This window comes from Candidatus Sulfotelmatobacter sp. (genome assembly GCA_036500765.1).
In the GTDB taxonomy this organism is placed as follows: domain Bacteria; phylum Acidobacteriota; class Terriglobia; order Terriglobales; family Acidobacteriaceae; genus Sulfotelmatobacter.
On sequence record DASYBM010000016.1, the window covers coordinates 422699 to 448868 of the forward strand.

Sequence of the window (26170 nt, forward strand, 5' to 3'; positions counted from 1 at the left end):
ACGCTCACTCTGATAAAATCACCGTTTCTTCAATCACTTAGAGGGATTTCTTGTACCGTCATCTCGAACACCGTCTCGCCCAGCGTGTGCTGGAGTGTTTACAGAGTCGCTATCCCGGCGTCGCGCTGCCAAGAGTTGTCGTCGAACAGCCTCCGAAGGTCGAGCTCGGCGATTTCGCGATCCCAATTTTTCCCTTCGCCAAGCCCCTGCGCTCCGCGCCGTTGAAGATCGCCGAAGCGATCCGCGATGAAATCGGACCCATTGAAGGTATTGCCGGAATCCAGGTCGCACCTCCGGGCTATCTGAACGTCAGTATCAATCGCGGATGGATGGCATCTGCACTCGCCGCCGATCGGAAACCCGCGGTTGAAGTTCCCCCCGGGAAGATTCTGGTCGAGCACTCCAGCATCAATCCCAATAAAGCGGCGCACATCGGCCACCTTCGCAATGCCATTCTCGGTGACACCTTCGTCCGGCTGCTGCGCTATGCCGGGCGTTCGGTCGACATCCAGAACTATATCGACAACACCGGGGTGCAGGTCGCCGATGTTGTCGTGGGCTTCACTCACATCGAGAAGAAATCGCGCGCGGAAATCGAGACGCTCACGCGCCAGCCGCGCTTTGACTACTACTGTTGGGATCTCTACGCGCGCGTCTCGCAATGGTACGAGGCCGACAAACAGAATCTGCAATTTCGCCTTCAGACGCTGCACGCCATCGAAGACGCATCTTCGGAGACGGCGGCCATCGCCGATTCGATCTCGGTTGCGGTGCTGCGGCGCCATCTCGAAACCATGGATCGCCTCGACATCGAATACGATTTCCTTCCCCGCGAAAGCGAAATCCTTCAGCTGCACTTCTGGGACGCGGCCTTTATCAGGCTCAAAGAAAGCGGCGTGCTAACTTTCGAGACTGAAGGCAAGAATAAGGGTTGCTGGGTCATGCGCCGCGCGGGAACCAGCGCGGAACAGGGAGCCGCGGACGCCTCGTCCGCGGGGTCTGCGAAAGACGAAATATCGGAAGAAGATCAGAAAGTCATCGTCCGTTCTAACGGCACCGTCGGCTACGTCGGCAAAGACATCGCCTACCACATGTGGAAGTTCGGTCTGCTCGGGCGCGATTTCGGCTATCGCAAGTTCTATCGCTATCCCAACCAGCACGACTGCTGGATCTCCACGGCCAACGGCGAAAAAGATCATCCGCACTTCGGCGATGTCGCCGAAAACTATAACGTCATCGATGTTCGGCAGTCGGAAGCGCAGAACACCGTGATGGAAGCTCTGCGCGGTCTCGGTCATGAAGAAGCTGCCGACCATTTCACGCACGTTTCCTATGGAATGGTGGTGCTGACTCCGCGCTGCGCCGCCGAACTCGGCTACAACCTGAGCGATGAAGACAAAGCGCGCTCTTACATCGAAGTCAGCGGACGCAAAGGCTTCGGCGTAAAAGCCGACGACCTGCTGGACCAGCTCATCGCCTCCGCCAAAAAAGAAGTCGACGCGCGCCATCCCCAACTCACTGACCAGGAGCGCCAGGATATCGCCACGCAGATCGCCATCGGCGCCCTGCGCTACTTCATGCTGAAATACACCAAGCAGTCCATGATCGCATTCGATTTCAAAGAGGCCCTCAGCTTCGACGGCGAGACCGGACCCTACGCTCAGTACACAGCCGTGCGCGCCACCAGCATCTTCCGCAAAGCCGGAATCGACCCCGAAAGTTTCCGCGCCGACGCCGCGAGCAAAATTTCCGCCTCCGACTTGACGAACTTTCTCACCAGCGCGCAAGCCAGCGAAATCGGGGGGAACGAAATCTGGGAACTCTGGCTCGCCGCCTCCAAAACTTCCGCAGTGATTGACCAGTGCATCGCGACCACCGAACCCGCATTCCTAGCCAAACATGTGTTTCAGCTCGGCCAACTTTTCAACACCTTCTATCACCGCCACCCCATCCTCGCCGAAGCGGACGAACAGCGAAAACAATTCCTGCTGGCCACCGTTGCCGTTGTTCGCCGCGAATTAATTCGCTGCCTCGCAGTGATGGGCACCACCGTGCCCCCGGTCATGTAAAATACCGCCACTCGCGGCGCACGGGTCGTGCTCGCGCCGCGAATCAGTTTCTACATGCCGAACTCAGCGTCCTCCTCCGCGCCCGCTCCGTGGCTTGGCCGCATCCTTCGCGCCTTGCTCGCGTTGACGCTCGTTCTCGCCGGCGCCGCCATGATCTACGAGAACATTGCTGAGGCTCGCGACCGCCGCTTCAATCCCATGCCCGGCAAACTCGTGGACATCGGCGGATACAGATTGCACCTCAACTGCACCGGGGAGGGGTCTCCCACCGTCATCCTCGAATCCGGCCTCGGAGACACCTTTATTTCCTGGGGCAAAGTGCAGCCGCAGATCGCCAAATTCAGCCGCGTCTGTTCCTACGACCGCGCCGGCCTCGGCTACAGCGATCCCAGTCCTCAACCCCGCACCAGTCAGGCGATCGCCGCCGAGTTGCATCGACTGCTCCAGGCGGCAGGCATCGCGCCTCCTTATATTCTTGTCGGTCACTCCATGGGGGGATTGACCATGCGCCTCTTCGCCAGCCTCTATCGCAAGGAAGTCGCCGGCATGGTGCTCGTCGATTCCTCTCACCCCGACCAGGAAAATCGTCTTCCTCCGGAACTGAAAAACATTGAAGCGACCGAACTGCGCGAGGCCGAGTTCCTCGCCTACACCATGCCCTTCGGGCTTCCGCGCCTGCTCGCTCTTTGCGACGATGACCCCGTGCAGCGCGCCGCCGAATGCAACTTCCACAGCGCGCGCGAAAGTGTCGCCGAACTAAAAAGTTTCCCCGAAAGCGCCGCCCAGACAGCCGGCACGGGCCCGTTCGGCGACATCCCTCTGGCCGTGCTCTCCCATGATCCCGACAAACCCTCCGCCGACCTTCCCTCCGACCTCACCAAGCCCACCAACGAAGCCTGGGAGAAGATGCAGGAAGAGTTGCCGCATCTCTCCACCCGCGGCGCCCAAACCATCGCGAAAAACAGCGGCCACTACATCCAGTTCGATCGCCCCGAGATCGTGATCGACGCCGTTAAAAGCGTCGTCGATCAAGCCCGCGCCGCGCAGGATTCTCCCCGATAAGAATATTTGTCATTTCGAGCGCCGTTGTGACGCACGTCACGATGAAAACCACCCTTGATCTCTAGGTCATTCCGAACGGCTTCAGCCGTGAGGAACCTGCTGTTCACCGGGAGCGCCCTTGCCGCCGGAGATGTGCTACTACGTCTACATCATGTCGAGCAAAAGCCGCGTCCTGTACATCGGCGTCACCGGATTTCTCATGGCCCGAGTCCTGCGCCACAAAGCCGGCGAGGGAGGAAAGTTCACCGCTAAGTATCGCGTACACCGCCTGGTCTACTTCCACGCCTACCAAAACGTCGGCGATGCCATCGCCCGCGAAACCGAAATCAAAGCCTGGCGTCGCGAGAAGAAAGTCGCTCTGATCCGCGAAAATAATCCCACCTGGGAAGACCTCGCCGCAGGCTGGGGCGAACCGGTTGTCATGCGAGTCGACGGGAAAGCAGATTCCTCACCGGCAAAGAACGCCGGTTCGGAATGACAAAGAGTGGGAGACAAAGAGTGGGAAATGACAGTTGCAGAGATCAAAACGCTTTGCCCGATATATATTACTGATATATACTACCCCGGAAGCCGCCCATGCCCAAGCCCGACATCGCCAAACTCTTCCAAAACGGACGCAGCCAAGCCGTCCGCCTGCCCAAAGAATTTCGTTTCGAGGGAGACCGCGTGCGCATCCGCCGAGTCCAGCAAGGAGTCCTGCTTGAGCCGCTAATCCCGGACACGTCGCGCTGGTTTGAGGCACTGGACCAATTTAACTCCGAGCGGTTTATGTCTCGCGGACGCCGCCAGCCCCGCACACCGAAGCGGAAAATTTTCTAGTGGACTACCTGCTGGATACCAACGCCTGCATTGCCCTGATCAACGGTACTTCGGCAGGAGTCCGCACTCGCGTGAAAAAAGCGTCAGACGGAGGTGCGCGAATTCTGGTATCGTCTATCTCAACTTTCGAACTGTGGTATGGCGTGCGCAAGAGCACGAAGCAGGAGTTCAATCGTAAGCGCCTCGAGGCCTTTTTGTCCGGCCCGATTCTCGTGCTTCCTTTCGAAGACGCCGACTCCCGCGCAGCAGGCACCCTTCGGGCAGCCCTCGAAGCCTCCGGCAAACGGATTGGAGCGTATGACCTTTTAATTGGAGGACAGGCATTGCGTCATCAGTTGACACTGGTCACCGCCAACGTTTCCGAGTTCCCGCGCGTGAAAGGGCTCCTGTGGGAAGATTGGGCGAAGCCGTAAAGCATCCACGGTCTGGGTGCCCTATTTCTCGCGTCCTTTGCGAGAGCTGAGGACTCGTCCCCTTTGCTTTCAACACTTTAGCTCCATCTAATCCCCCGAATCCCCGCTAAACCCCAAATTTGCCCCGTTCATTGGGTTATGGATGCGCCTTTCCCAATCTTCCCAATAGGATAGAACCAGATAAAACCAGGGAAAAGTGTAAGAAACCAGGTCGGTAGGACCAACTGTTCCCAGGGATTGCCTCAGGGTTTGGGTGAATCTCAGGTTCATTCCAGTGAAACCCAGCGAGGCGAAAAACAAAAACCGATTCCTCACCGGCAAAAAGCGCCGGTTCGGAATGACATCGGATTGGCAGAAGACTGCCGGTTCGGAATGACAACGGACAGGCGAATGCCGGTTCGGGAAAAAAACTAGAACTCGCAGGTTTGGGGATAGCTCTAACTGGTATAGGTGAGTCGCCATCCCAAAGAAACGAAAGCCAAGGGCTAAAAGCCAATGGCTAAAAGCTAGAATTCAGGAGCCAGAAGCTAAAATGCGCAAGCCGATCAAGTACGTAGAAAAAGCAGCCGTCATTGCCGCTCAAGGGACTTGGGCCGTGTTCGATCGCTTGAACCGGATCAAGCCGAATCCGTCGCCCACGCCGAAGTGGTCGGAAAAGCCGCTGCTGAAGTCGTACGAGAAGTCGAAGCCGCCGCTGGGCTGGCCGCGCTCGACCGATTCGCTATGCCCGAAGTGTGTGCCGGAGATCCGGCAGCAGATTCTCGACGGGCATCTGCCGCATGAAGTGCTGATGAATGAGAAGGTCGGCGAGATCAAGGCCACCATCGTCGAAAGAGACGGAAAGATTTTGATGGTGAAAGATTGCCCGACGCACGGTCACTTCGAAGACGTGATGTCGATCGACACGGAGTTCTCGAAGCATCTTGAAGACGTGTTTCCCGGCCGCGACATCAAGGCGCATAACGACGAGCATCTGCATCACCACGGGTCTTCCACGGTGAAATATGGTCGCGGCTCGGTGCTGACGATCGATCTGACCAACCGCTGCAACATGATGTGCGATCCCTGCTTCATGGACGCGAACCAGGTTGGCTTCGTCCACGAACTCACGTGGGAAGAAATCAAGACGATGCTCGACAACGCCATCACCATCAAGCCGCGCCGGCAGATGAGTGTGCAGTTCTCCGGCGGCGAGCCGACGTTGTCGCCGTACTTCCTTGACGCCGTGCGCTACGCGCGCAAGGTCGGATACAACTCCGTGCAGGCCGCAACCAACGGAATTGAATTTGCGAAGAGCTTTGAATTCGCGCAGCAGGCGGTCGAAGCCGGCATGCGCTATGCGTATCTGCAATTCGACGGCATTGGCAACGCCGCGAATGCGCATCGCCTCGTCGGAAACTTGTTCGATGTGAAATTGAAGGCGATTGAAAACCTGCACAAAGCCGGATGCGAAATCGTTCCAGTTGTGACGATCGTCAACGGCATCAACAACGAGCAGGTCGGAAGAATCATCAAGTTCGCGCTCGACAATCCGAAAACAATCAGCTTCCTCAGCTTCCAGCCGGTCAGCTTCACCGGCCGCGACGAAGCCGTCACCGACGACCGCCGCGCCGCGCAGCGCTACACGCTGAGCCATCTCGCGCACGACGTAAAAAATCAAACCGGCCTGGGCGAGCCCACCCGCGACTGGTTCCCGATTTCATTCATGGGAACCTTTAGCGACTGGGCCGACCTGATGCACGTCAACGACCCAAAAAACGACTGGGGGCAACTATCTTGTGGTTGCCACCCGAATTGCGGGACTGGCATGGCTGTCATGATTGACAAGGAAACCAAGGAGGCTGTGCCGGTCACGGCGTTCTTGAAGGGCGATCAGCTTGCCAAGGACATTGCGAAGGTGAATGATGCGGCGCGCGGTAAGTTCTGGACGGGATTTGGAATGGCTTTGTGTTTGATGAAGAACTACGATCCGTATCAGGCGCCGACGCATTTCAAGCTGATGGATCTTTTGAAAAAGTTCGACAAGAATTATCACATCACGGGAAAAAACTACGGCAAGGTGGGACCGGACAGGACGATCGACGACGTGATGAAGCGGCGCACGAGCGATCGCTGGAACTTTTTGTTCATCGCGGGGATGTGGTTTCAGGACCTGTTCAATTACGACTTCCGGCGGACGGAGCAGTGCATTATTCCGTACGCGACGCAGGAAGGCGAGATTTCGTTCTGCGCTTACAACACGGGCGTGGGCTGGCGGAACATCATCGAGAAGATGCACATGACGGCCACGCTGACCAAGTGGTACGAGGAGCACGGACGACATGAAATCTTTGCCGGCGGCAAGAAAGTGAACATGGAGCAGCCAGAGACGGCGACGGAGTATCTGAAGCTGCGCGAAGAGATCGTGACCAATGAACTGCAACGCGATCTCGACAGCAAAGGCATCGCGAAGAATGCGCGCGAGGAAAAAATTCGCGCGCGGGATGCGAAGCAGAAGGCTGCCGCCGAGAAGTCCTCGCTTGTCGCAAAGGACGCGAGAAATGGGGCACCCGAGGCGCGAGGGGCGGAGAAGAACGACGAAGCCTATAACGCGCGGATGGCTTCGCTGTATCGCGAAGTCGTGCTGAAAGAGAAGCCGGTCGTGGCTGAGAATGGGTTTATTCCGCTCGGCGCTCTCACTAAGACGAATGGCGGCATTGCTCCTGCGCCGAAGCCGGAAATAGCGAAGCCGGAAGTAGCGGAGCCGGTGGCGGGGGATTGAGCGATTAGCTCCCAGCTAGCAGCTTCCAGTTAACAACAAACAGGCCGCCTGCGGGCGGCCTGAGTTTTTGCGGTAGAGTTTTTTGAGCTTCTCACGCCGTCAGCAGCTTGGCCGGCGTGCTTCGTAGATGGTGAGGCGAGTAGCCTGACCGCGCCACCATGCGACCGAATGATCCCACTTTGTTGAACCCTTGACGATCTTCGATCATCTCTAGTCGAATATTCCTCTTCTGGAGTCAGAATGAACGATCTGCGCTATCCCGTTGGCAAGTTTCACTTCAACGCCGGTCTCACCGAGGAGCAGAAACAATCCGCTCTCGACGACATTGCCCGCACGCCGGCGAATTTGCGCGCCGCGATTCAAGGACTTACCGAATCGCAGCTCGACAAGCCCTATCGGCCGGACGGATGGACGGTGCGGCAGGTTGTGCATCACGTGCCGGACAGCCACCTGAATGCGTACGTGCGGTTCAAGCTGGCGCTAACTGAAGATGAGCCGACGATCAAGCCGTATGCGGAAGACCGCTGGGCGGAACTCGCTGACACGAAGGCGACTCCCGTCGGGGTCTCACTGAGCCTGCTGGAATCCTTGCACGACCGCTGGATACGGCTGCTGCGGTCGCTCTCCCCCAACGACTGGCAGCGTACCTTCCGCCATCCGGAGCTGGGTGCGATGACGCTGGAGAAGACTCTGGCGCTCTATGCCTGGCATGGCCGCCATCACGTGGCGCATATCACGAGTCTGCGGGAAAGGAGCGGTTGGTAGGCGCAGAAGCGGGGGCGTTGTATCAGATGTGTCCTTCCGCCCTGGAACATCTGAATACGATGTAAATGATACCGTGAATGCACGGCTGAAGGCTTACCTCGAAGGCCGGGCACTCGAAATTTTGCCAGCCTCCACCGATACCGTATAACCCGCGCCACCCTCGCCCGTCCACGAAACTAAATCAAACCGCCCGCCTGCCGGCACCTGGTACACGCCGATCCCGCGAAACGTAAGCGCCGCGCCCTGCTCGCAAATTTCCGGCGCGTGTGTGGGACGCAAAAAATAGGCGCCTTCTCCCATGCCCACCACGCGAGCCTTTCCATCTTTCTCTACCAGCACGGCTGACTTCTCGTCGATCGCCACTTCACGCGGCGACGCGCTCCATCCATCCTTCATAATGCGCGCCAGAAATACCAGCGTCCGTCCCATGCGATTGCGTTTGGCAAAATGCGAATCTGTGATCAGATTCTCCAGATGCGGAACCTTCAGGAAATCCCGCACCAATGTCACTCGCTCAAAATAAGGATTCGGCAAAACATCCGTCGACGCCAGATCCTTATCGTCCGGCTTGTCGCCGAGGGCCCCGTAAACAAACTCCCCAAGCATCGCCAACCCCGCGCTGGTCCCGCCAATCGGCTTGCCCGCCGCGATGTCGTCGTTGATCGCCGTCTCGACGGCCGTGCCCTTCCATCCGCGAATGTAGTTCGCCTGATCTCCTCCCGCAATAAAAACGACCTCCGCCTTGCGAATAATGTCTGCCACCCGCGGCTCTCCCGCGGCCTCCCGATCCGGAATAATCAGCGTCGCCACCGAATTCGCCTTGCACAGCCCGTTCACATACGAATCGTAACCGTCGTCTCCCCGGGCCCGCAGAATCAGAAAGTCCCCGCCATTGCCCCGATCGCACAACCACCGAAAGGCCTCGTCCAGGTCGCTCCCTCCGCCCATCATGGCGATGCCCGCCATGGGCTTAGTCTGAGCGTCTTCCTTATTTCCGAGCCGAAAATACCTGGAGGATTCGGCATGCGCCAGATTTGCGGCGCATGCCGCGAGCAATAGCGGCAGAAGGCGTCGCAGCTTGGTTTTCAGCACCAGCCGATTGGTTTTGAGCACGCTGAGAACTATACCCTAGATCGAACTCGAAGCCGCGGCGTGTCCCGAACCTACGTCGGGGCACGTGGGACCAGCGTGTGGAGCAGTAGGTGGGAGCGCCCGGTGGGGACAGGCGCCCTCAGCTGCCCGTCGAGAGCAACTCGACCACCCCGCGGAGATTGGCAGACCACCCTCAGCAAACCATGCTCAGAAGATCGCGCTCAAATACCCGTGTCACCCGTTTCCACCCATGCCACGCCCAGCGAGTGCAGCATCAACGAGTCTCCTGCGGTCAACTTGGAAGCATCCTCCACAATCCGATAGGCGTACGCTACCTGTGGATCACGAGTGGCACACCATGCCGCATGCTCGAAGATGTTCTCGCAATATGCACAGGCGGGCTCGGCGGCGACGTTTTTGCTGTGGTATTCGGAATTCGTCTTCATAGGTTCTCCTCTACACCGGCAATCGATTCCATCACGAAAATGACGTTCGGCAAATTGGATGATCGATTGCTGCGGGTGAGCGTGATTTGCAGTGCAATTCCTGGCAGACTACTTAGAACAATTGGGGAATTTGAAAGAAATCCGCACCTCGAGGTCGGGTAAGGGCTGGAGTTAACGAATCTTGCAGAGAGCCGGACGGGAAGTGAGTGGTGAGCGCGGATGGACTCGAACCATCGACCCATGCCTTAAAAGGGCATTGCTCTGCCAACTGAGCTACGCGCCCACATCTTTCCAATCTAACACAAGGCAAAGCGCTTATGGGACTCGCACAAGCTTCGGTTTTATTCGCCGTCCCTCCAAAAGCGTCGCGGCCGCAACCCATAAAACTTTAGACACAGTTACGCCCGTGCCATCCACAGTCGAGCTATTCTCAAACCGGATCTTTTGATTGAAACTGAATCCATGTCTGCAGAATTCAGCCCGCGCAAAGACACTCTGAAAGTCGAGAAGACTTCGCTACTCATCCTGGGGCTCTGCGTAGCCGTACTGATTGGCCTTCTCCTCTTCCGCCCGGTCTAATTTCGCCCGGTTTAGCGTCCGTTAAATCTGCATTCAATCCTGAATCTGAATCGCAAACCCTCTAGAGTTATTCCTGTAGGACGTTTTTCCCGCTTCGTGTCGAATTTCCATCCTTGACGGGACCTCGGTACTTTTCCCGGCCCTCGCCCCAAGCCCCTGCAAACAGTGCCCTTTTGGTCGATTCCTCCAATGGCCACCTCCGTGCATTTCTACCCTGTGCCACTCGCATGCAAGGATTCTCTCGTATCCGGAGGCGTTTTTTTATGAAATATCCTCTTACGAAGCACGTCCGAATTCATTCCTGGCTTCCAATCATGGCGCTCGCCACCCTGATTTCGGTGACGCCCGCAAGAGCTCAATCCAACTCTATGCCGCAGGACCGCGATGCGGACCTGACTCATCGGCAGTTGGCCGCATTCGACCAGTTTCTCGATAGCCATTCAGAAATTGGCGGACAGCTTCGCAAAGATCCAGCGCTGATAAATAACCAGGACTTCGTGGCCAATCACCCCGAACTCCAGCGCTACCTGCAAGACCATCCTGAAGTGCGCGAGGATCTGAATCGGAATCCCAGCGCCGTGATGCATCAGGAAGAACGCTACGATCGCCGGGAAGACGACAGAGATCGAGACCGCGACCGTAATGACACCAACCGGACCGAACTCGCGAACATGGATCGCTTCATGGACAGCCATCCCGAGATCGCCGAGCAGTTGCGCAAAGATCCGTCGCTCGTCGACAACAAGCAGTTCGTTCACGATCATCCTGCGCTACAGGAATTCCTGGCCAGTCATCCCGGCGTGCGCGAGGAGTACAAGGAAAATCCCAACGCCTTCATGCATCGTGAAGACCGCTTCGACCAGCGCCAAGAAAATTTAGGAGCAGATAACCGGGGCGATCGCGACATCAACCGCACCGAACTGGGGAATCTGGATCGCTTTATGGACAGCCATCCGGAGATCGCCGAGCAATTGCGGAAAAACCCATCGCTTGCCGACGACAAACAATTCGTTCACGATCACCCTGCTTTTCAGGAATTTCTGGCCAGTCATCCTGGGGTGCGCGAGGAGTTGAAAGAAAATCCCAACGCGTTCATGCACCGTGAAGATCGCTTCGATCAGCGCCAAGATAACCGAGGGGATCGCGACGTGACCCATCTCGAACTCGCGAACATGGATCGCTTCATGGACAGTCACCCCGAGATCGCCGAGCAGTTGCGCAAAGATCCGTCGCTCGTTGACAACAAGCAATTTGTCCAGGATCATCCCGCGCTACAGGAATTCCTGGCCAGCCACCCGGGCGTGCGCGAGGAGTACAAGGAAAATCCCAACGCCTTCATGCATCAGGAAGCGCGCTTTGACCGCCGCGAAGACGCCATGCGCGGCGACAACGACGTGACCCGCGGCGAACTCTCCAGCTTCCACAGTTTTCTCGCGGACCACAGCAACATCGGCGCGGAACTCAGCAAGAACCCGGGCCTTGCGACCAACCAGGAATATCTGGCGAATCATCCTGAGTTGCACAGCTACCTGCAAGCGCATCCGCAGGTAAACGAGGAATTGAGCGAAAACTCCGCTTCGTTCGTGAAGTCGGCCCAGCAGTTTGAAACGCCGGCCAAACCCGGACCGCGGCCCATGTCCGATCCAAAGATGTCGAACCCGATGCCGAACCAAAAATGAAAGCACAAACAATGATCGAAGATGAACTCAAGTCAGCGTGTCGAAGGGATGGGCCGTTTGCCCTTCCCTTCGCCCTGCGCGATTTCGTACTGCGCGATTCTTAGTGATTTTAAGAAATTCGAAGTTTGGCAATTCTCAGAAAGCAGAGGCACTCATGAAAAGACACACGCTGATGATTTCGTTCTGCGCTCTCGTGCTCGCCGTTCCCGCTTTCGCGGGGGACAAGAAGCATAACGACCGCGCCATGATCGAAAAAATGGAGGCCGTGCCCTGCGGCGCGAAAGAGCGCGGACTGACCGGCCTGGGCAGCGTTTTTGGCTCCATTGGAGCCACTCACGTCGATTCCGACGAAAAACTCTGCCCGCAATACATGCTGCGCACCGACGAAATGGAGTACCACATTCGACCGCTCAATCACAAACATCCCGTCATCCTTCCCGTCGGGAAGGAAGGCGAATTCAGAATTTTCAAGGATGTAATGGAGATGCGCATCCCGGACGGCGATCGAAAAAAGCGCCGCTACCAGGTCATCGCCATGAAACCTGTCGACCACTCTGCTCCGTTGGGCGATACGAACTCGAAGTACGAGCCCCGTAAAGATAATTATGCGGAGAAGCCGCTCGACGCCAAGGCTGGCACCGCAAGGCCCGCCGTTAAGACTCCGACCGACCCAACTTCGCCTCCGCAATAAATCGCCTAGCCCCGGACGGATTCGTCCGGGGCCTAGCCTTACCAATTTCATGCGGGCGGACGAATGCGTCCGCCGCTACGTGGGGAAAGGGAAAGGCCGCCCTCGCAGGCGGCCTTTGCTTCCATTCCGTGTCGCGTTTTCATTTCACGAAGTTGATTACCCCGAAGTACCCATCCGTGTCGTTGGGACCAGCCGTAAAGAATAGCTGGTTCGTCTTTCCGTTGAGAGTCGCGCCACCGCCGAACTCAATTCCCCAAAGTCCGTTGATAAAAAGCGGCTTTCCCAGAGAAGTTTTCATCGTGCCCACGAGCTTTCCGGTCGCCAGGTTGTATCCGTTGATCGTGCCCATCGCTGCATTGTTCGAAACCAGGAGAGTGCCTGACAGCGTTCCGAAATTCTTGGGGGCGACTGCCAGGCCCCAAGGCTGGTTCAACGGCTTGCCCTGCGCAAAGCGCTTTACGAAGACCCCGTCTTCCGTGAAGATATCGATGTATCCGCCTGGCCCACCGTTCTGCGCCGCATAGGTGACATACAATTGTCCCCCAATATCCTGAATCCCGAACGGAGCAAAGCCCGCCGGAATCGTGCTGTCGGTGAATGACTTCACCAGATTGAAGTTGCCATCGAAAACATCCACCTTGTTATTGGCCGCGTCTGCGGCAAACAGCGAGTTCCCGGAAGGATGGCTCGTGATCGCCAATCCCGTGTACGACGCTCCCGCCTGTCGCACCGCAATCAGCGTTGTGCTCGGTTCAAAGTCCGACCATCCGCTGATGGTTCCATCCAGTGTGTCGAACAGAAATACCGAAACCCAGGAATCAATCGCGAATTGCGTGGACCCGTTGTAAACGATCCCTGTCGGCGATCCCGCGCCCGTCCCCGAAGATGACGGCACCACAACTTTCAGACTCTGTAGATTTCCGCTTCCGTCATAGAGCGTGGACCATCCCGAAGCTTCATCGCTGATCCAGAAAGCGCCACCCGGGGCGTAGGCCAATCCCCAGGGGTTCTGTAGCAAAGAATCCTGATGCTTGGCTTTTCCCGCCAGGTTCGAATCCAAATAAGTTGCTGAGTAGGCCTGAGCCATGGCCGCCCCCGACAACATCAGGGCAAGCCCGCAACAGGCGACGAAGGTGATCGCGCGACGAACGGAACTGGACATGCAGATTCTCCTTGTTGAAATGGCAAAGTTGAAATGGCAAAGTTGAAATCGAAATTCGAGGCCGGCGACTAGCCACGAAATCCTAAGTCTGACGGCCTTTCCCGGTTGTCACGGTTTTGTCACCAATTTGCATTTTCTATCGCTAACGGAGGGACGGGCGCCCCGCGCGTCCCGGCCGAGCAAAGCTCGGCCGGGTGCTGTGCGACACCCTACGGACGGACTTCGCTCGTTTTCTGCCCGGTTGCCGACGTCACTTCACAACCGCGATTTTTCCGAACGTGCCCGCCAGATTATTGTTCGGTCCCGCCGTAAAGAAGAGTTCGTTCTTGTTGCCGTCGTTCGAGTTCCCACCCCCAAATTCAATGCCCCATAACTGATCGATCTGAATCTTGTTTCCGTTCGCATCCGACACCGTCCCGACAAACGCTCCCGTCAGCACATCGAATCCATTGATCGTCGAAGTCTTGTTGGTGTTGTTCGAGACCAGCAACGTATTGCTGAGCGTCCCGAAATTATCCGGCGCCGCGGCAAAGCCCCAGGGCTGGTTCAAGGGCCAGCCTTGCGCCACTCGTTTCAGAAACACTCCCGCTTCGCTGAACATGTCCACGTATCCGCCCGACTTGCCGGACGGGCTGGCGAACGACACAAACAGCAGTCCGTTAATGTCCTGAATTCCAAACGGGGCAAATCCCGCCGGCACCGTGGCATCTGTGAACGACATCACCAGATTGAAATTGGCGTCGTACATATCAACTTTGTTATTCCAATTGTCGGCCGCGAACAGATAATTACCCGAGGCCCTGCTCGTAATGGCGAGTCCGGTATACACCGTGCCCGAACTCGACTTATCCACGGCGACGATCGCCGCGTTCGGATTCGACTGCGGCGCCCATCCGCTGATCGTGCCATCGAGCGTCGCGAAAAGGAAAATCGACGCCCATCCCTGCACCTGGAACTCCTGCGATCCGTTAAACACGATACCCGTCGGCGAACCCGGTCCCTGCCCGCTCTCCGAGGGAATCACCACTTGCAATCCTTGCTTGATGCCTCCGCCGGTATAGAGCGTGGACCACCCTGTGCTCTCATCGCTGATCCAGAAGGGCCCACCCGGACCGTATGCCAGTCCCCATGCATTCACCAGCAGCGGATCGTTGTGGCTGGCCTGTCCGACTTGATTCGACACCAGATTGGTAAGTTGATACTGCGCTGTGGCCGCACTCGAAACCAACATCAGTGCAAGTCCCGAGACAAGTGCGAAGGTAACTCTGCGACGCTGCATATAGATCTCCTTTGGAGTGCAGGTCAGGGCAGGGGTGTGGGGTGGAGTATTCTCCGCGTCCGTTCACAATTCCTGACGAGCCACCTGATGCTAGGTCGCACCCGACGGCGGATTGTCAGCCCGATGTCAACGTTTTGCATTCTTATTGTGAAGACGCGCGCCTTTCTTGTGGAGGGACGGGCGCCCCGCCCGTCCCGGCCCGAGCAAAGCTCGGCCGCGTGGTTTTGTCGCTGTACGATTGTGTACTCTCTAAGCCCGAAGCCGTTGAAATCCAAACTTGCCACGCCTCGCCCGCACCTCTCTAGCGTGTGTACTTAAAGCACTTCTTGCAACTTTCTCCCCCGATGGTGCATCTTCAATATTGTCTCTACTTATATCCTGCGCACTAACTGACAACCGCACCTTCGCGCCCGCCGAGTCGAATGGTGCTTTGCTTCGTAGTATTCAGGGAGGTCGCATGGCAAGCCCGCTTCTCTCACGCTTCCTCGCACTTCTTAGTCCACTTCCGCGTGAGGCCGCCGCGCGACGTTATCTGATCGCAGTCGCGGCCGCAGTCCTGGCAATCGTATTGCGCTGGGTTCTGGACCCACTGCTCGGACATGTCGCTTTCTACGTCACGGTATATATTGCGGTAGCGTTTTGTGCCGTTGTGTGCGGCTTCGCTCCGGCAGTCCTAAGCGGCGCGCTTGGTTTCTTTGGAATTTTTTACTGGTTTGTCGATCCCCGGCATTCCCTCGGGGGCGTCCGGCTGCCGGAAGTTCATGCCATCGTTGGCTTCATTCTGCTGTGTGCCGTTCTTACCGCACTCGGCGATGCCGCCCGGAAGAAACAGTTGTTGCTCAACGACACCATCGTCGCCCTTACCACCGAAGCCCGCGAAAGAAGCCATGCCGAAAACGAATTGCGCAAGGCGCACGATGAGTTGGAACAGCGCGTAGACGATCGCACCCGGGAATTGTCGCAAACGCTGGTCCGGCTGGAATCTGAGATCAAAGTCCGCGAACAATCGGAGGCGCAGCAACGCCAATTATCCCTTCACCTGATGACCCTTCAGGATGAAGAACGCCGCCGCATCGCTCGCGACCTGCACGATACCGCCGGCCAGACTCTGGCGGCCATGAAGATGTCGACTGCATTAATCCGGCACATCGCCACCGGGCGCGCGGAGATCCTGCGACTGCTCGACGATCTGGACGCGCTGGCGGACGATGCCCTCCAGGAAGTTCGTACGACTTCGTATCTCCTCCATCCTCCTCTGCTCGACGAGGCCGGCTTTGCCTCCGCCGCGCGCTGGTTTGCCGACGGATTCTCCAGGCGCAGCGGCATTCACGTCGAGTGCGACATCCCCGAGCAGATGGAACGCCCGCCGCGCGATTGCGAACTCGTCCTCTTTCGCGTTTTGCAGGAAAGCCTGACCAATGTTCATCGCCATTCCGGAGCTTCTGCCGCCAGCATCCGGCTCAGCCGCGATTCCGATCAACTCAAATTAGAAGTGGGCGATAACGGCAAAGGAATTTCCGAAGAACGTCTACAGCGATTCAACTCCTCGGTGAGTTCTGCCGGCGTTGGCATCACAGGTATGCGCGAGCGCGTCCGCGAATTAGGCGGGCGCCTTGAGATTCAGTCTATCCAGACCGGTACCATCGTCCGCGTCGCTCTGCCCGCCTTGCGTCGCCCCAACTCAGCCGATGCCGGCCGCCCCAAAACCTCCTCCGACCGAAATCCCGCCCTCCCGTAATCAATTCCCCATCGTGTCGTTCCCGACCAAGGGGAGCAACCTGCTTCTTTTTTGGCCGTTCAATCCCAAGCCGTCTTCGAACTCTGGAACCCATTCCGTTAATACAACCCGTAGGGTCTTCGGACGGCCGACCCCATCCCCTCTGGTTTCGAGTTTGGGTTACTCCTGCGCCCAACGTGAGAAGCGATTGGTGCATCCAAGCATCGTTGTAGGCTAAACTCTCTGTGCTGTGGTGTTTAGCTACCCGATCTTGAAGCTGGCGCTCTGGCCGCTTCGGGATTGCCTGCGAGGGGAACTATGCCATCATCTGTCTGGTCCGGTCATTTAACTTTCGGACTTATTTCTATGCCCGTGCGTCTTTTTTCCGGCGCGCGCAGTTCCGGCATTTCTTTCAACATGCTGCATCGCACCGACAAGTCGCGCCTGAAGCAGCAATACATCTGCCAGGCGGAAGGCGTCGTGGTCGATCGCGCCGACACCGTGAAGGGCTACGAGTTTCGCAAAGATGAATACATCATCATCGAGCCGGATGAGATTAAGAAGATCGAGCCTCAAACGGCGAAAACGATGGAGATCCTCGAATTCGTGAAATCCAGCGAAGTCGATCCGGTGTACTTCGAGTCGTCGTATTACATGATGCCGGAGGAAGCCGGACGCCGCCCTTACGCCCTGCTTACCAGGGCGCTCGAAGAGAGCGAATACGTCGCCATTGCGAAAATCACCATGCACAATCGCGAATACACCGTTTTCCTGCGTCCGCACGAAGGGGGCATGATGCTGCATACGATGTACTACGCCGAAGAAGTGAAAAAAGTGGAAGGCTTCGGCGCCCCCGATGTTGAGTTGAAAGAAGCCGAGGTGAAAGTCGCTCACCAGTTGATCGAAGCACTCGCGGATGAGTGGGATCCGGAGAAATATAAAGACACCTTCCAGGAAAATCTGAAGAAGTTGATCGAGACCAAACTCGAGGGCGGGGAAGTGGCCGAAGTCGAGAAGCCGAAGAAACTGGCTCCGGTCGTAGACCTGATGGCCGCACTGAAACAAAGCCTGGCGCAAATGGAAGGCAAGAAGAAGCCCGCCGCAGCCATCAAGAGCGAGGAACCGGCAGCGGCCGCAAAGTCGCGGCGGCGGTAGTGGAACTCTGGATGCCCTCCTCCGGATTGCGCGCGAAGTGAGCAAACTGAATGCCGGCCACTCTTCGGCGGCCGCAATGGGGAGCTTCGCTCCGCAGGGCGGACGAGGCGTCCATCCCCTCCGAAAACCGCTTCAGGCATCCCTCGCGACTGGCGCAGCATCCAGAACTGAGAACCGGAAGCCGGACGCTAGCGCGTACGCTCGACAATCGTTACAATAACCAATTCTGTCCCACTGCATGCGAAACAGAAATTCTCCTTCGGGGTGCCGATGAGTTTCCGACGTGTGGGCTGGGTGGCCGCGATTGCGCTGGCAACCTGGCTCGAACTTTCCTGTGGCCAGGTCTATCGCCCCGTAGTGATTCCCACTGGCACTACTCCACCGAACCCGGCGAACTTTCACGCCGTGTTCGGCTTGACCACGAATGTGCCCTATAATCCCGGCACCGCGTTCCAGATCGATGTCTCGGGGGACACCAACATTGGCGAAGCGGACATGGGCGTCAATCCTACGCATGCCGCCACGGTGTCCAACGGTTCGCGGATTTTTGTGGCCAGCGCCGGCAGCCTCTACACCGGCGACGCGGATGTGGTCACTTCGTTCTTCCCGGCGGTGAACAGCCGAACTGCAACTGGTTTTGGCACCGTCAACACCTTTACCCTGCCCAACGTCGGCCCTACCCAGCTTGCCGGCATCCTGAGCATCAGCGAATCCGGAACGACGGTCACCATGACGCTGAGCGCTCCTCTCATCAATGCCCAGGTGGGCGGCTTGATCGTGGTTTCGGGAGTGGTCGAAGGCGGAGTGAACCCTCTCAACCCGACCGGGTACGATGGCAGTTTCCCCATTACATCCGTCAGCGGAACCACCGTCCAGTATGCGAATACCATCACGAATCTGACCCCGACTTCCGGTGGAACCGCGACGGTTCCGATTCCGCTATTTTGCCGTTACCTGCCTGATTTCGTCGCGACAACCGAGGCCAGCACCGTGTTTGTGGCTAACTTCGGAGATGAAAACGGGGCGAACTGCAACCTGCCCAGCACGGACTCCGTGGCCGCGCTCGACACCGCCGCCAATACCATCTCCAACATCATGTACCTCGCCCCGGCGGCACATCCGATCGCGATGGTGGAGACTCCGGACTCGCAGAATCTGTATGTGCTCAATGAGGGAAAAGACACGTTTGGCAACAACGACGTGCTCAATCTTTCGCCCATCGACCTGTCGACTGCCGCGACGATTCCAGTCGGAAACACTGCCGGCAGCATTCCGGTTTGGGCCGTGGCCCGCGTCGACAGCCGGCGAGTTTACGTGCTCACTCAGGGAGACATTGCGTCGAACGAATCAGGGAACTTGATTCCGATCGATCCCGCGACCAACACCGTGCTTCCCAGCCAGACCAATTTGTCGGTGGGCGCAGGCGCCAATTTCGTTTTGTATGATGCGCATCTCAACCGGATTTACGTCACCAATCCCAACACCGGCACGTTCTATGTGTTTTCTGCCACCGGCGGTGTTGACCTGAGCGGCAACGCCAATGACACGCCGACCTTGATGGCGACGATCAACATGGCCGCCGGTACGAACCCCCCGTGCCCAACGGGATGCTCCCCGGTTTCCATCGCTGCGCTGCCCGATGGCTCGCGCTTCTACGTCGCCAGTTTTCAGACGCAGACCAATTGCTCGGATCCGAATGTAGGCCCCGCGGGCAGTTGCATTGTTCCGATGCTCACTGTGTTTGACGCTCTTGCGATGACGGTCAAGCCGGCGGCTTCCACTTTGCTGGCGCCGAATCCATCGCTGTCGTTGCTGATGACGCCTCAGTTCGCGGCCACTCAATATGCCGTGCCTCCGGTCGCGAGCTGCGTGTCCGCCACCGCCTACGCTCCCGGAGCGACTCGCTTTCGGATGTTCGCCACCGCCGCAGCCGATAGCAGCCACGTCTATGTGAGCATTTGCGACGCCGGTTCCGTCGCCGACATCAGCACCACCAGCACTTCGGTCTCTTCGCAAAGCAATAACACTCCCGACCAACTGGTGACCAACATTGCTCCGCAATTCAGCGCCTGCGGGTCTCCCAGTTGCAGCGCGGTCGCCGCTGTCACTTCCTTCTCGATTACGAACAATGTCGTGACCTTCACGGCGCTAAACAGCTTTATTGCAGGACAGAAGCTCTCCATTACGGGGATGACTTCAAGCGCGGGCACGGCGCTGAACGGATTGACGCTTACCGTTCTCAATACCGGATTGTCGGCGACACAGTTTCAAGCTGCTTTTACCTGTACTACTGCCAACGTATCGCCATGCACCATCGCCAATGTATCCCCCACAAGCGATACCGGGACAGCCGTTCCTTTACCCCCGCCGCAGAATCCCATCTTCCTGCTGACCGGGCAGTAGCGGCCTCCAGTCGGCCCGCAAGTCGCCGGGATGCTTTCTAATGATCCGTCGCATGCACGGACGGCCGGGTAGTGGGTCAGTTTTAAAATTTGGAAGGATGTTCGGCTTTCGTAACAAGGTTCCGAGGTAGTTAACGGGAGGGGAAGAAACGGCGGGACACTACGCATGGAGGAATACAGCCATGCAGTCAGAAGTTGCTCGCCGTAAGTTGCTCTGGGACGCGCTGTTCTTCCTGTTTCTAGCTTTAATCGGTGTTTGTAGTTTTCTCTACCTCTGGGCGGGCTGGGTCGCTTGAGCGACCTCCCTATTCTTTTTCTTTTATGGGCCACGCAGCCCAAACTGACCCAACTACCGGCGGCCACTTTTCATTGACTCTTCCGTTTCGCCCGCGTACTATTCCGGCAACGGTAGTCCAACCCCAGCCAGTGCGGATCTAAACAATCTAATTTTTTGGATAGAGTCGTTGCGGAATCGAACTCGTGCGTCGAAATCTGCACGATCGAACTTTGCCGTCGAATGCGCACGATTTGAAATGCATGAAACAGGGTGACCGGTTTTTCGTAGCCATGAGTTTTCACGATGGCAGGGCCCTGCAACACTGGAGGGGATATGAGTACAGAGAAAGAGGCGCCGCCGAAGAAGCCTTACGTCAAGCCCGAGTTCCGCTTCGAGAAGGTGTTCGAGACCTCTGCGCTGACTTGCGGAAAAACGGTTACGGAAGGGCAGTGCCACAGCGCGAGAAAAGTTTCGTAGCGCGAGTTTCGGAGAAAACAGTGCGAATATTCTTTGACAGGCTGTTTATCGTGGCTTTGATTTTCTGCTGCGGGCTGATGGCATCGGTTCCGACGGCAGGGCAGACGGCGTCGCCCAGCGTTCCTCTGGGGATTGTCTCCGATTGGACTCAACATCATATTCTCTTTCCGGATGCCAGTGATGCAGCCGAGCAGGCTGAAATCCAAAGAGAACCGCGCTGGCTGCAAAATTGGTATCTCCGTCATCCCGAGGCCTGGTGGCCCCAGAGTCATCCGGTAAATCAGAAGGCGCGCACGAAAAGAGACTGGAGCGTGGCTTTAGGACTCGCATATTTTGAGCCGCTGTTCGACTCTACCTATACATTTGGCATTACCGCCCAGACGGGGAATGGAACCCTGACTTCCACGAACTTAGGTGGTGGCGAACTGCTCGTCACCGCGGGCACCCTCAACGTGACCGGTGGCAGCGACATTGGCTCTTACACCCTGCATCCCGGTGGGCCAGGCGTGACGGTCAGCCCCGCTGGTGCTTTCGATTACGATGACCTCTTCTTTCCTGCCGCCAACCCGACGCTCGATGGGTATGGTCTTCTCTTCACCGGCGGCGGTACGGAGGTCAACATCTGGGGCAATAGCGCGAGTAACTATTCTTTCTATAGCTTCGCCGGAGGCGTCTACACCGTTGAAATTACCTCGGCAGGTTTCTTCACGCCGGGCGTGAGTTCTGGTCCCGACCCGGGCGGCGGCCAGATGTTCCCCGCGAAATATGTGTTTAACGTGAAGTCGGCGCCCAGTTGCGCCAACGACTTCGTGGTTATCGGCATACCCACCAGCGGATCGAGCACTCAAGCCAACATCCTGGGACTCAATAATCTCTACAGCAATTCCAGTGGAACCGGTTTCTGCCCCACCACCGGCCCGACGGTCAAGTTCGCCTACGCTTCAGGTACGGGACAGGTTCCGGCTTCGCTGGTCATCTCTCAAAGCGGAAAGCAGATTGCCTACGTGGAGAATCTCTCCGGCAGTTCGTACTTCCACTGCCTCACGCTTGGCAGCACCGGGACCAACGGGACCGGCGCGACGGCCCCGGTCGTGCCTGGAGCTGGCGGCGGAAATAATGCCGTCGACAATCGCGTGCTGCTTTCTCCCGACGGCGGCGTCACCAACCAAGGCTCCACGAATGCTCCTTTTATTCTTTACACCGGGGCCGACTTCCGCGACGTAGCCTATGTCACTAGTTACAGTACGGCTGGCGTGGGCTCGGGCTACCTCTACAAGATCAGCAACGTATTCAACGGCAGCGTCCCAACGATCGTTTGGAGCGCTCCCATCACTGCCATTCCATCCACTCCCGTCTACGATCAGGTGTCGAACAAAGTTTTTTTCACGGATAGCAGCGGCCGCATCGATTATGTAGTCGACAGCGGCGCGGCGCCCTCTGTGGTGTACGGCCCAGTCGTGGCCAGCGGCACCACGTCGGAGAATCCCGTGGTAATCGACAGCACTCACCAGATGGTCTACGCCAGCTTCAACTCCAACGGCACCCATGCCATCGTCGTGCAGACGCCCACGAGTATGGCGAGCAGCGTTTCCGTAGCCGTGGGCACGAAGACCACCACCTATACCGGACCATACCTGCCCGACTTCAACAACTCTTTTTACACAGGTGGAACAACTCCACCGCCGATGATGTTTGTCGCAGGAACCGGCACCGGTACGCTTCCCACGCTCTACGGCGTCGGATTCACGGGCGGCGTGATGAACTCGACCGTCTCGAACTCGGCCGCTCTGGCCACTGGCACCGCCGATTCGTCGCCGGTATCGGAGTTTTATAACTCTACGCTGGCAAAAGATTTTCTTTTTGTCGGAGTCACCAATAACTGCGTCGCAACTAAATTGGGCGGAACCGGTGGCTGCATCATGAGCCTGGACATTACGAGTGGGTTCCCGACGATCAACGCCAATACGACCGCGCTCGCCGCCACTGGCGGCACCAGCGGCATTATCCCCGACAACAACAGCAATCTGTCGCAAGCTTCGAGCGTCTATTACACGACCAAAACCGGGGCGACACTGGTCAAAGCCACGCAGTCCGCGCTGCAATGATCGCCACTACGTCCATACGCGCCTAGTCGACGTGCTCGCCTTCGGCAAAGGTCGAGTTGGCGGGCAGGACGTCGCGTTCGCCGGCGATCCAAACGTAGAGCGTGGGTAACAGAAAAATACTCATGATCAGTGCGGCCATGAGACCGCCCACGATCACGATGGCAAAAGGTCGCTGCGAGTCCGAACCAATCGCGTGAGACATCGCGGCGGGCAGCAGGCCAAGGGTTGCCACCAGCATCGTCATCATGATGGGACGGAGACGCAATACCGCTCCCTCCACTGCCGCATCTTCGATGGTGTAGCGCTTCACGCGCAACTGATTGATGTATTCCAGCATGATGACGCCGGTTTGCACCGATACGCCAAACAGCGCAAGAAATCCTACCCCGGAAGAGACGCTGAAATTCGTACCCGTGAACAAAAGAGCCAGCAGGCCGCCGACGGGCGCGATCGCAATATTGGCCATGATCAGCATCGCCCACTTAAATGACTTGAACATTGTATAAAGAATGATGAAGATGATGAGGATGGTGATGGGTAGCACGATCAGCAGGCGAGCGTTGGCGCGCTTCTGGCTGGCATATTCGCCCTCCCACTTGAGGTGATAGCCGATAGGCAGCTTTACCTGATGCGTCACCTTTTCGATGGCCTCTTCGACGGCGCTGCCCAGGTCGCGTCCACGGACGCTGTATTTAATTGCGATGTAGCGCTCATTGCCCTCGCGATATATTTCAGAGCCGCCATCCTGTACCTGAATGTTGCAGAGTTGCGCAAGTGAGACGCGTTCTCCAGTGGACGACAGGAGCCGAATCTTCTCGATGCCTTCCTTGGTATCGCGATATTGGGGAAGATAACGCAACACCAGATCGTAGCGGGCTTCGTCTTGCAGCACCTGGGTGAGCGCGTTGCCGCCGACGGCGGTTTGGATCGCGTCCTGAACGTCGGCCACGTTGATCTGGTGGCGAGCGGCGGCATTGCGATCTACCGCTACATTCAGGTTCGGCTGGCCGAGTACACGAAAGACTCCCAGATCTTCAATTCCGCGAATTTGGCGCATGATTCCGACAATCTCATCGGCCTTGGCTTCCAGCGTCCTCAAATCCTGGCCGTAGACTTTGGTGGCGAGTTCACCTTTGACCCCGCTGACCGCTTCTTCCATGTTGTCTTCGATGGGCTGCGAAAAGCCCCAGAGGGCCCCTGGAATTTTGTCGAGTTCGCGCTGCATGGCGGCGATCAGTTCATCTTTGTCTTCGTGGAAAATCGGGCGCCACTCTTCCTTGGGTTTCAGATCGACGAAGAACTCGGTATTAAAAAAACCGGTGGTATCGGTGCCGTCATCGGGACGCCCGACCTGGCTGGTGCATTGGGGGACTTCCGGAAAGGAGCAGAGGACGATGCGAGCCTGATTGGCGACGCGGATGCCTTCGTCCGGCCCGGTGCTGGGTGCGAGCGTGCCTCGGACCCAAAGCGCACCCTCGTCGAGATGGGGCAGGAATTCGGAGCCGATCGCGCCGCTAAAGGCAAGATAGCTTGCCGCCGCGACAGCTAAGAGGCAACCACCGACTGTAACTGCGCGATGGCGAATTGCCCATCGCACGGCTACGCGATAGCGCCCGGTCAGGAAATGCATGACCGGGTTGTGCCACTCTTTCGCTCCCTTGGCAAAAGCGAAACTGGCCAGTACAGGCGCGATCAGGATGGAAAACAGCAAAGCGCCGGCCAGGGCGAAGGCGACGGTCCATGCCATGGGACGGAACAGGCGGCCTTCCACGCGTTGCAGGGTGAAAATTGGCAGGTATGCCGTGATGATGATCGCGATGGCGTAGAACACCGGGCGCTGGACTTCATGCGAGGCTTCGCCAATCCGCTCGGTAGGAGTTTGCGTTCCATTGGTGAGACCCATGTGGCGGACAATGTTTTCGATCATCACCACTGCGCCATCCACCACCATGCCAAAGTCCAGGGCCCCGAGAGACAGCAGGTTCGCGGGGATGCCTTTCAAGTCGAGGCAGATGGATGCGAAGAGCAAAGAAAACGGAATCGTGGCCGCAACGATCAGGCCTCCGCGGACGTTGCCCAGGAAGATGAAAAGAATGATCGATACCAGGATCATTCCTTCCGTCAGATTGTGCAAAACCGTGTGGCTGGTGAAGTGGACAAGATCGCTGCGATCGATGAAGGGAACGATCTTTACTCCCGGCGGCAGGATGTGATCGTTCATCTCCTGGATTTTTTCGTGGAGGGCTTTCAGCGCCGGGTCGGCGGGAGCGCCCTTGCGCAGTAGCACAATACCCGAGACCACGTCGTCATTGTCGATGATTCTTCCATCTTCGCGATGAAGGGCGCGGGCAAACTGGCCCAGCCTGATTTTCGGACCTTGCGAAACTACCCCAATGTTTCGCATACGAAGAGGCGTGCCGTTCTTCGTGAAGATCACGGTCTCTTCAATGTCGTGGGTATTGCCAACCAGTCCGACCTCGCGCACGTTGATCTGCTGCAAGCCCGCCTGAATGAAGCTGCCGCCAGCATTGGCATTGTTGTTGGCGAGTTGCTGCTCGACCTGGGCCAGACTCAGCCCGTAGGAAACCATCTGGTTGGGATCGATCCGCACCTGGTATTCCCGGGTGGGTCCGCCAAAACTGGCCACGTCCACAATGTCAGGCACAGACTTGAGATTTTTTTCAACGACCCAGTCTTCAATCGACTTCAGTTCCATCGCGTCATACTTGGGATTGGTGCTGTGCAGGGTGAAGAAGTAGATTTGACCGACCGGACTCCAGTCGGTGCCCATCTGCGGCGACACTCCAGGCGGCAACGTGACCTGGCTCAGGCGCTCCAGCACGCGTTCGCGGTTCCAGGCGTTGTCGGTTCCATCTTCGAACACCAGTTTCAGGTCGGACAAGCCGAATAGCGAGAAGGAACGCAGATGGACCACGCCCGGGATGCCGTTCATTACCGTCTCAAGCGGGATGGTGACCTGCTGTTCGATCTGCTCAGCGGAAATCCCCGGCCACTGGGTGATGACTTCCACGTAGTTGTCGGCCACGTCAGGATAGGCCTCAATGGGCAGGTTGTGGAACGAAATGATGCCCCAGGCGAAGAGCACCAGAGCCAGTCCCAGAACCAGAAGGCGATTGCTGAGCGCGAAATCGACGACGCGCCGGATCATTGTTGCTCCCCTTTTATGCCGAAGCTGTTATGCCGATGTTGCAACGTGATG

The 26170-nt window shown here is 57.5% G+C and carries 19 protein-coding genes and 1 tRNA gene; 14 read left to right on the forward strand and 6 right to left on the reverse strand.

Going from position 1 to position 26170, the window contains the following annotated elements; genetic code table 11:
* Positions 1–50 precede the first annotated feature (50 nt).
* The 7 genes from argS (at position 51) to VGM18_18955 (ending at position 7889) form a co-directional block, all read left to right on the forward strand.
* Positions 51–2069, forward strand: a complete 2019-nt coding sequence (argS, locus tag VGM18_18925) for an arginine--tRNA ligase (protein HEY3975088.1) — start codon at positions 51–53, stop codon at positions 2067–2069.
* Between the two features lie 54 nt (positions 2070–2123).
* Positions 2124–3131, forward strand: coding sequence for an alpha/beta hydrolase (locus tag VGM18_18930; GenBank protein ID HEY3975089.1), 1008 nt, complete (start codon positions 2124–2126; stop codon positions 3129–3131).
* A gap of 130 nt (positions 3132–3261) precedes the next feature.
* Positions 3262–3609: a GIY-YIG nuclease family protein gene (locus VGM18_18935; protein ID HEY3975090.1), complete on the forward strand. Its 348-nt coding sequence runs from the start codon at positions 3262–3264 to the stop codon at positions 3607–3609.
* A gap of 98 nt (positions 3610–3707) precedes the next feature.
* Entirely contained in the window at positions 3708–3950 is a 243-nt protein-coding gene (vapB, locus tag VGM18_18940; protein HEY3975091.1) for a type II toxin-antitoxin system VapB family antitoxin, read from the forward strand.
* Entirely contained in the window at positions 3950–4363 is a 414-nt protein-coding gene (locus tag VGM18_18945; GenBank protein ID HEY3975092.1) for a type II toxin-antitoxin system VapC family toxin, read from the forward strand. The genes vapB and VGM18_18945 overlap by 1 nt, the downstream gene beginning before the upstream one ends.
* A 532-nt stretch (positions 4364–4895) precedes the next feature.
* The gene (locus tag VGM18_18950; protein ID HEY3975093.1) at positions 4896–7124 is read left to right on the forward strand and encodes a radical SAM protein; all 2229 of its coding nucleotides are present in this window, start codon (positions 4896–4898) and stop codon (positions 7122–7124) included.
* Between the two features lie 240 nt (positions 7125–7364).
* Positions 7365–7889 (forward strand): putative metal-dependent hydrolase, encoded by a 525-nt coding sequence (locus tag VGM18_18955; protein ID HEY3975094.1) that lies wholly within the window; start codon positions 7365–7367, stop codon positions 7887–7889.
* Positions 7890–7982: 93 nt separating this feature from the next.
* Here the strand turns inward: VGM18_18955 and VGM18_18960 are convergent, their stop codons facing one another.
* The 3 genes from VGM18_18960 to VGM18_18970 all read right to left on the reverse strand — a co-directional run bounded on the left by VGM18_18960 (position 7983) and on the right by VGM18_18970 (position 9710).
* On the reverse strand, positions 7983–9002 hold the full coding sequence (locus VGM18_18960; GenBank protein ID HEY3975095.1) for a cyanophycinase: 1020 nt from the start codon (positions 9000–9002) through the stop codon (positions 7983–7985).
* A 200-nt stretch (positions 9003–9202) separates the two neighbouring features.
* Positions 9203–9427, reverse strand: a complete 225-nt coding sequence (locus VGM18_18965) for a hypothetical protein (GenBank protein ID HEY3975096.1) — start codon at positions 9425–9427, stop codon at positions 9203–9205.
* 207 nt (positions 9428–9634) lie between these two features.
* A tRNA-Lys gene (locus tag VGM18_18970) sits at positions 9635–9710 on the reverse strand.
* 559 nt (positions 9711–10269) lie between these two features.
* Here VGM18_18970 and VGM18_18975 point away from each other — a divergent pair.
* Positions 10270–11685: a hypothetical protein gene (locus VGM18_18975; GenBank protein ID HEY3975097.1), complete on the forward strand. Its 1416-nt coding sequence runs from the start codon at positions 10270–10272 to the stop codon at positions 11683–11685.
* Between the two features lie 154 nt (positions 11686–11839).
* Positions 11840–12376 carry a hypothetical protein gene (locus tag VGM18_18980; protein HEY3975098.1) on the forward strand — a complete coding sequence of 179 codons (537 nt, stop codon included), beginning with the start codon at positions 11840–11842 and terminating at the stop codon, positions 12374–12376.
* A 139-nt stretch (positions 12377–12515) separates the two neighbouring features.
* Here the strand turns inward: VGM18_18980 and VGM18_18985 are convergent, their stop codons facing one another.
* Both VGM18_18985 and VGM18_18990 read right to left on the reverse strand, forming a co-directional pair.
* Complete coding sequence (locus VGM18_18985; GenBank protein ID HEY3975099.1) at positions 12516–13538, reverse strand: TIGR03118 family protein; 1023 nt, start codon at positions 13536–13538, stop codon at positions 12516–12518.
* A 250-nt stretch (positions 13539–13788) separates the two neighbouring features.
* Positions 13789–14817, reverse strand: a complete 1029-nt coding sequence (locus VGM18_18990; GenBank protein HEY3975100.1) for a TIGR03118 family protein — start codon at positions 14815–14817, stop codon at positions 13789–13791.
* A gap of 457 nt (positions 14818–15274) precedes the next feature.
* On the opposite strand from VGM18_18990, the gene VGM18_18995 reads away from it, so the two are divergent.
* The 5 genes from VGM18_18995 (at position 15275) to VGM18_19015 (ending at position 22950) form a co-directional block, all read left to right on the forward strand.
* Positions 15275–16555: a sensor histidine kinase gene (locus VGM18_18995; GenBank protein HEY3975101.1), complete on the forward strand. Its 1281-nt coding sequence runs from the start codon at positions 15275–15277 to the stop codon at positions 16553–16555.
* A gap of 297 nt (positions 16556–16852) precedes the next feature.
* Positions 16853–17689 carry a Ku protein gene (locus tag VGM18_19000; protein HEY3975102.1) on the forward strand — a complete coding sequence of 279 codons (837 nt, stop codon included), beginning with the start codon at positions 16853–16855 and terminating at the stop codon, positions 17687–17689.
* Positions 17690–17959: 270 nt separating this feature from the next.
* Positions 17960–20092, forward strand: a complete 2133-nt coding sequence (locus VGM18_19005; GenBank protein HEY3975103.1) for a hypothetical protein — start codon at positions 17960–17962, stop codon at positions 20090–20092.
* Between the two features lie 609 nt (positions 20093–20701).
* Positions 20702–20845: a hypothetical protein gene (locus tag VGM18_19010; GenBank protein HEY3975104.1), complete on the forward strand. Its 144-nt coding sequence runs from the start codon at positions 20702–20704 to the stop codon at positions 20843–20845.
* Positions 20846–20865: 20 nt separating this feature from the next.
* The gene (locus VGM18_19015; GenBank protein HEY3975105.1) at positions 20866–22950 is read left to right on the forward strand and encodes a hypothetical protein; all 2085 of its coding nucleotides are present in this window, start codon (positions 20866–20868) and stop codon (positions 22948–22950) included.
* A 22-nt stretch (positions 22951–22972) separates the two neighbouring features.
* Here VGM18_19015 and VGM18_19020 read toward each other — a convergent pair whose 3' ends face one another.
* Positions 22973–26119, reverse strand: coding sequence for a CusA/CzcA family heavy metal efflux RND transporter (locus tag VGM18_19020; protein HEY3975106.1), 3147 nt, complete (start codon positions 26117–26119; stop codon positions 22973–22975).
* Positions 26120–26170: the final 51 nt, after the last annotated feature.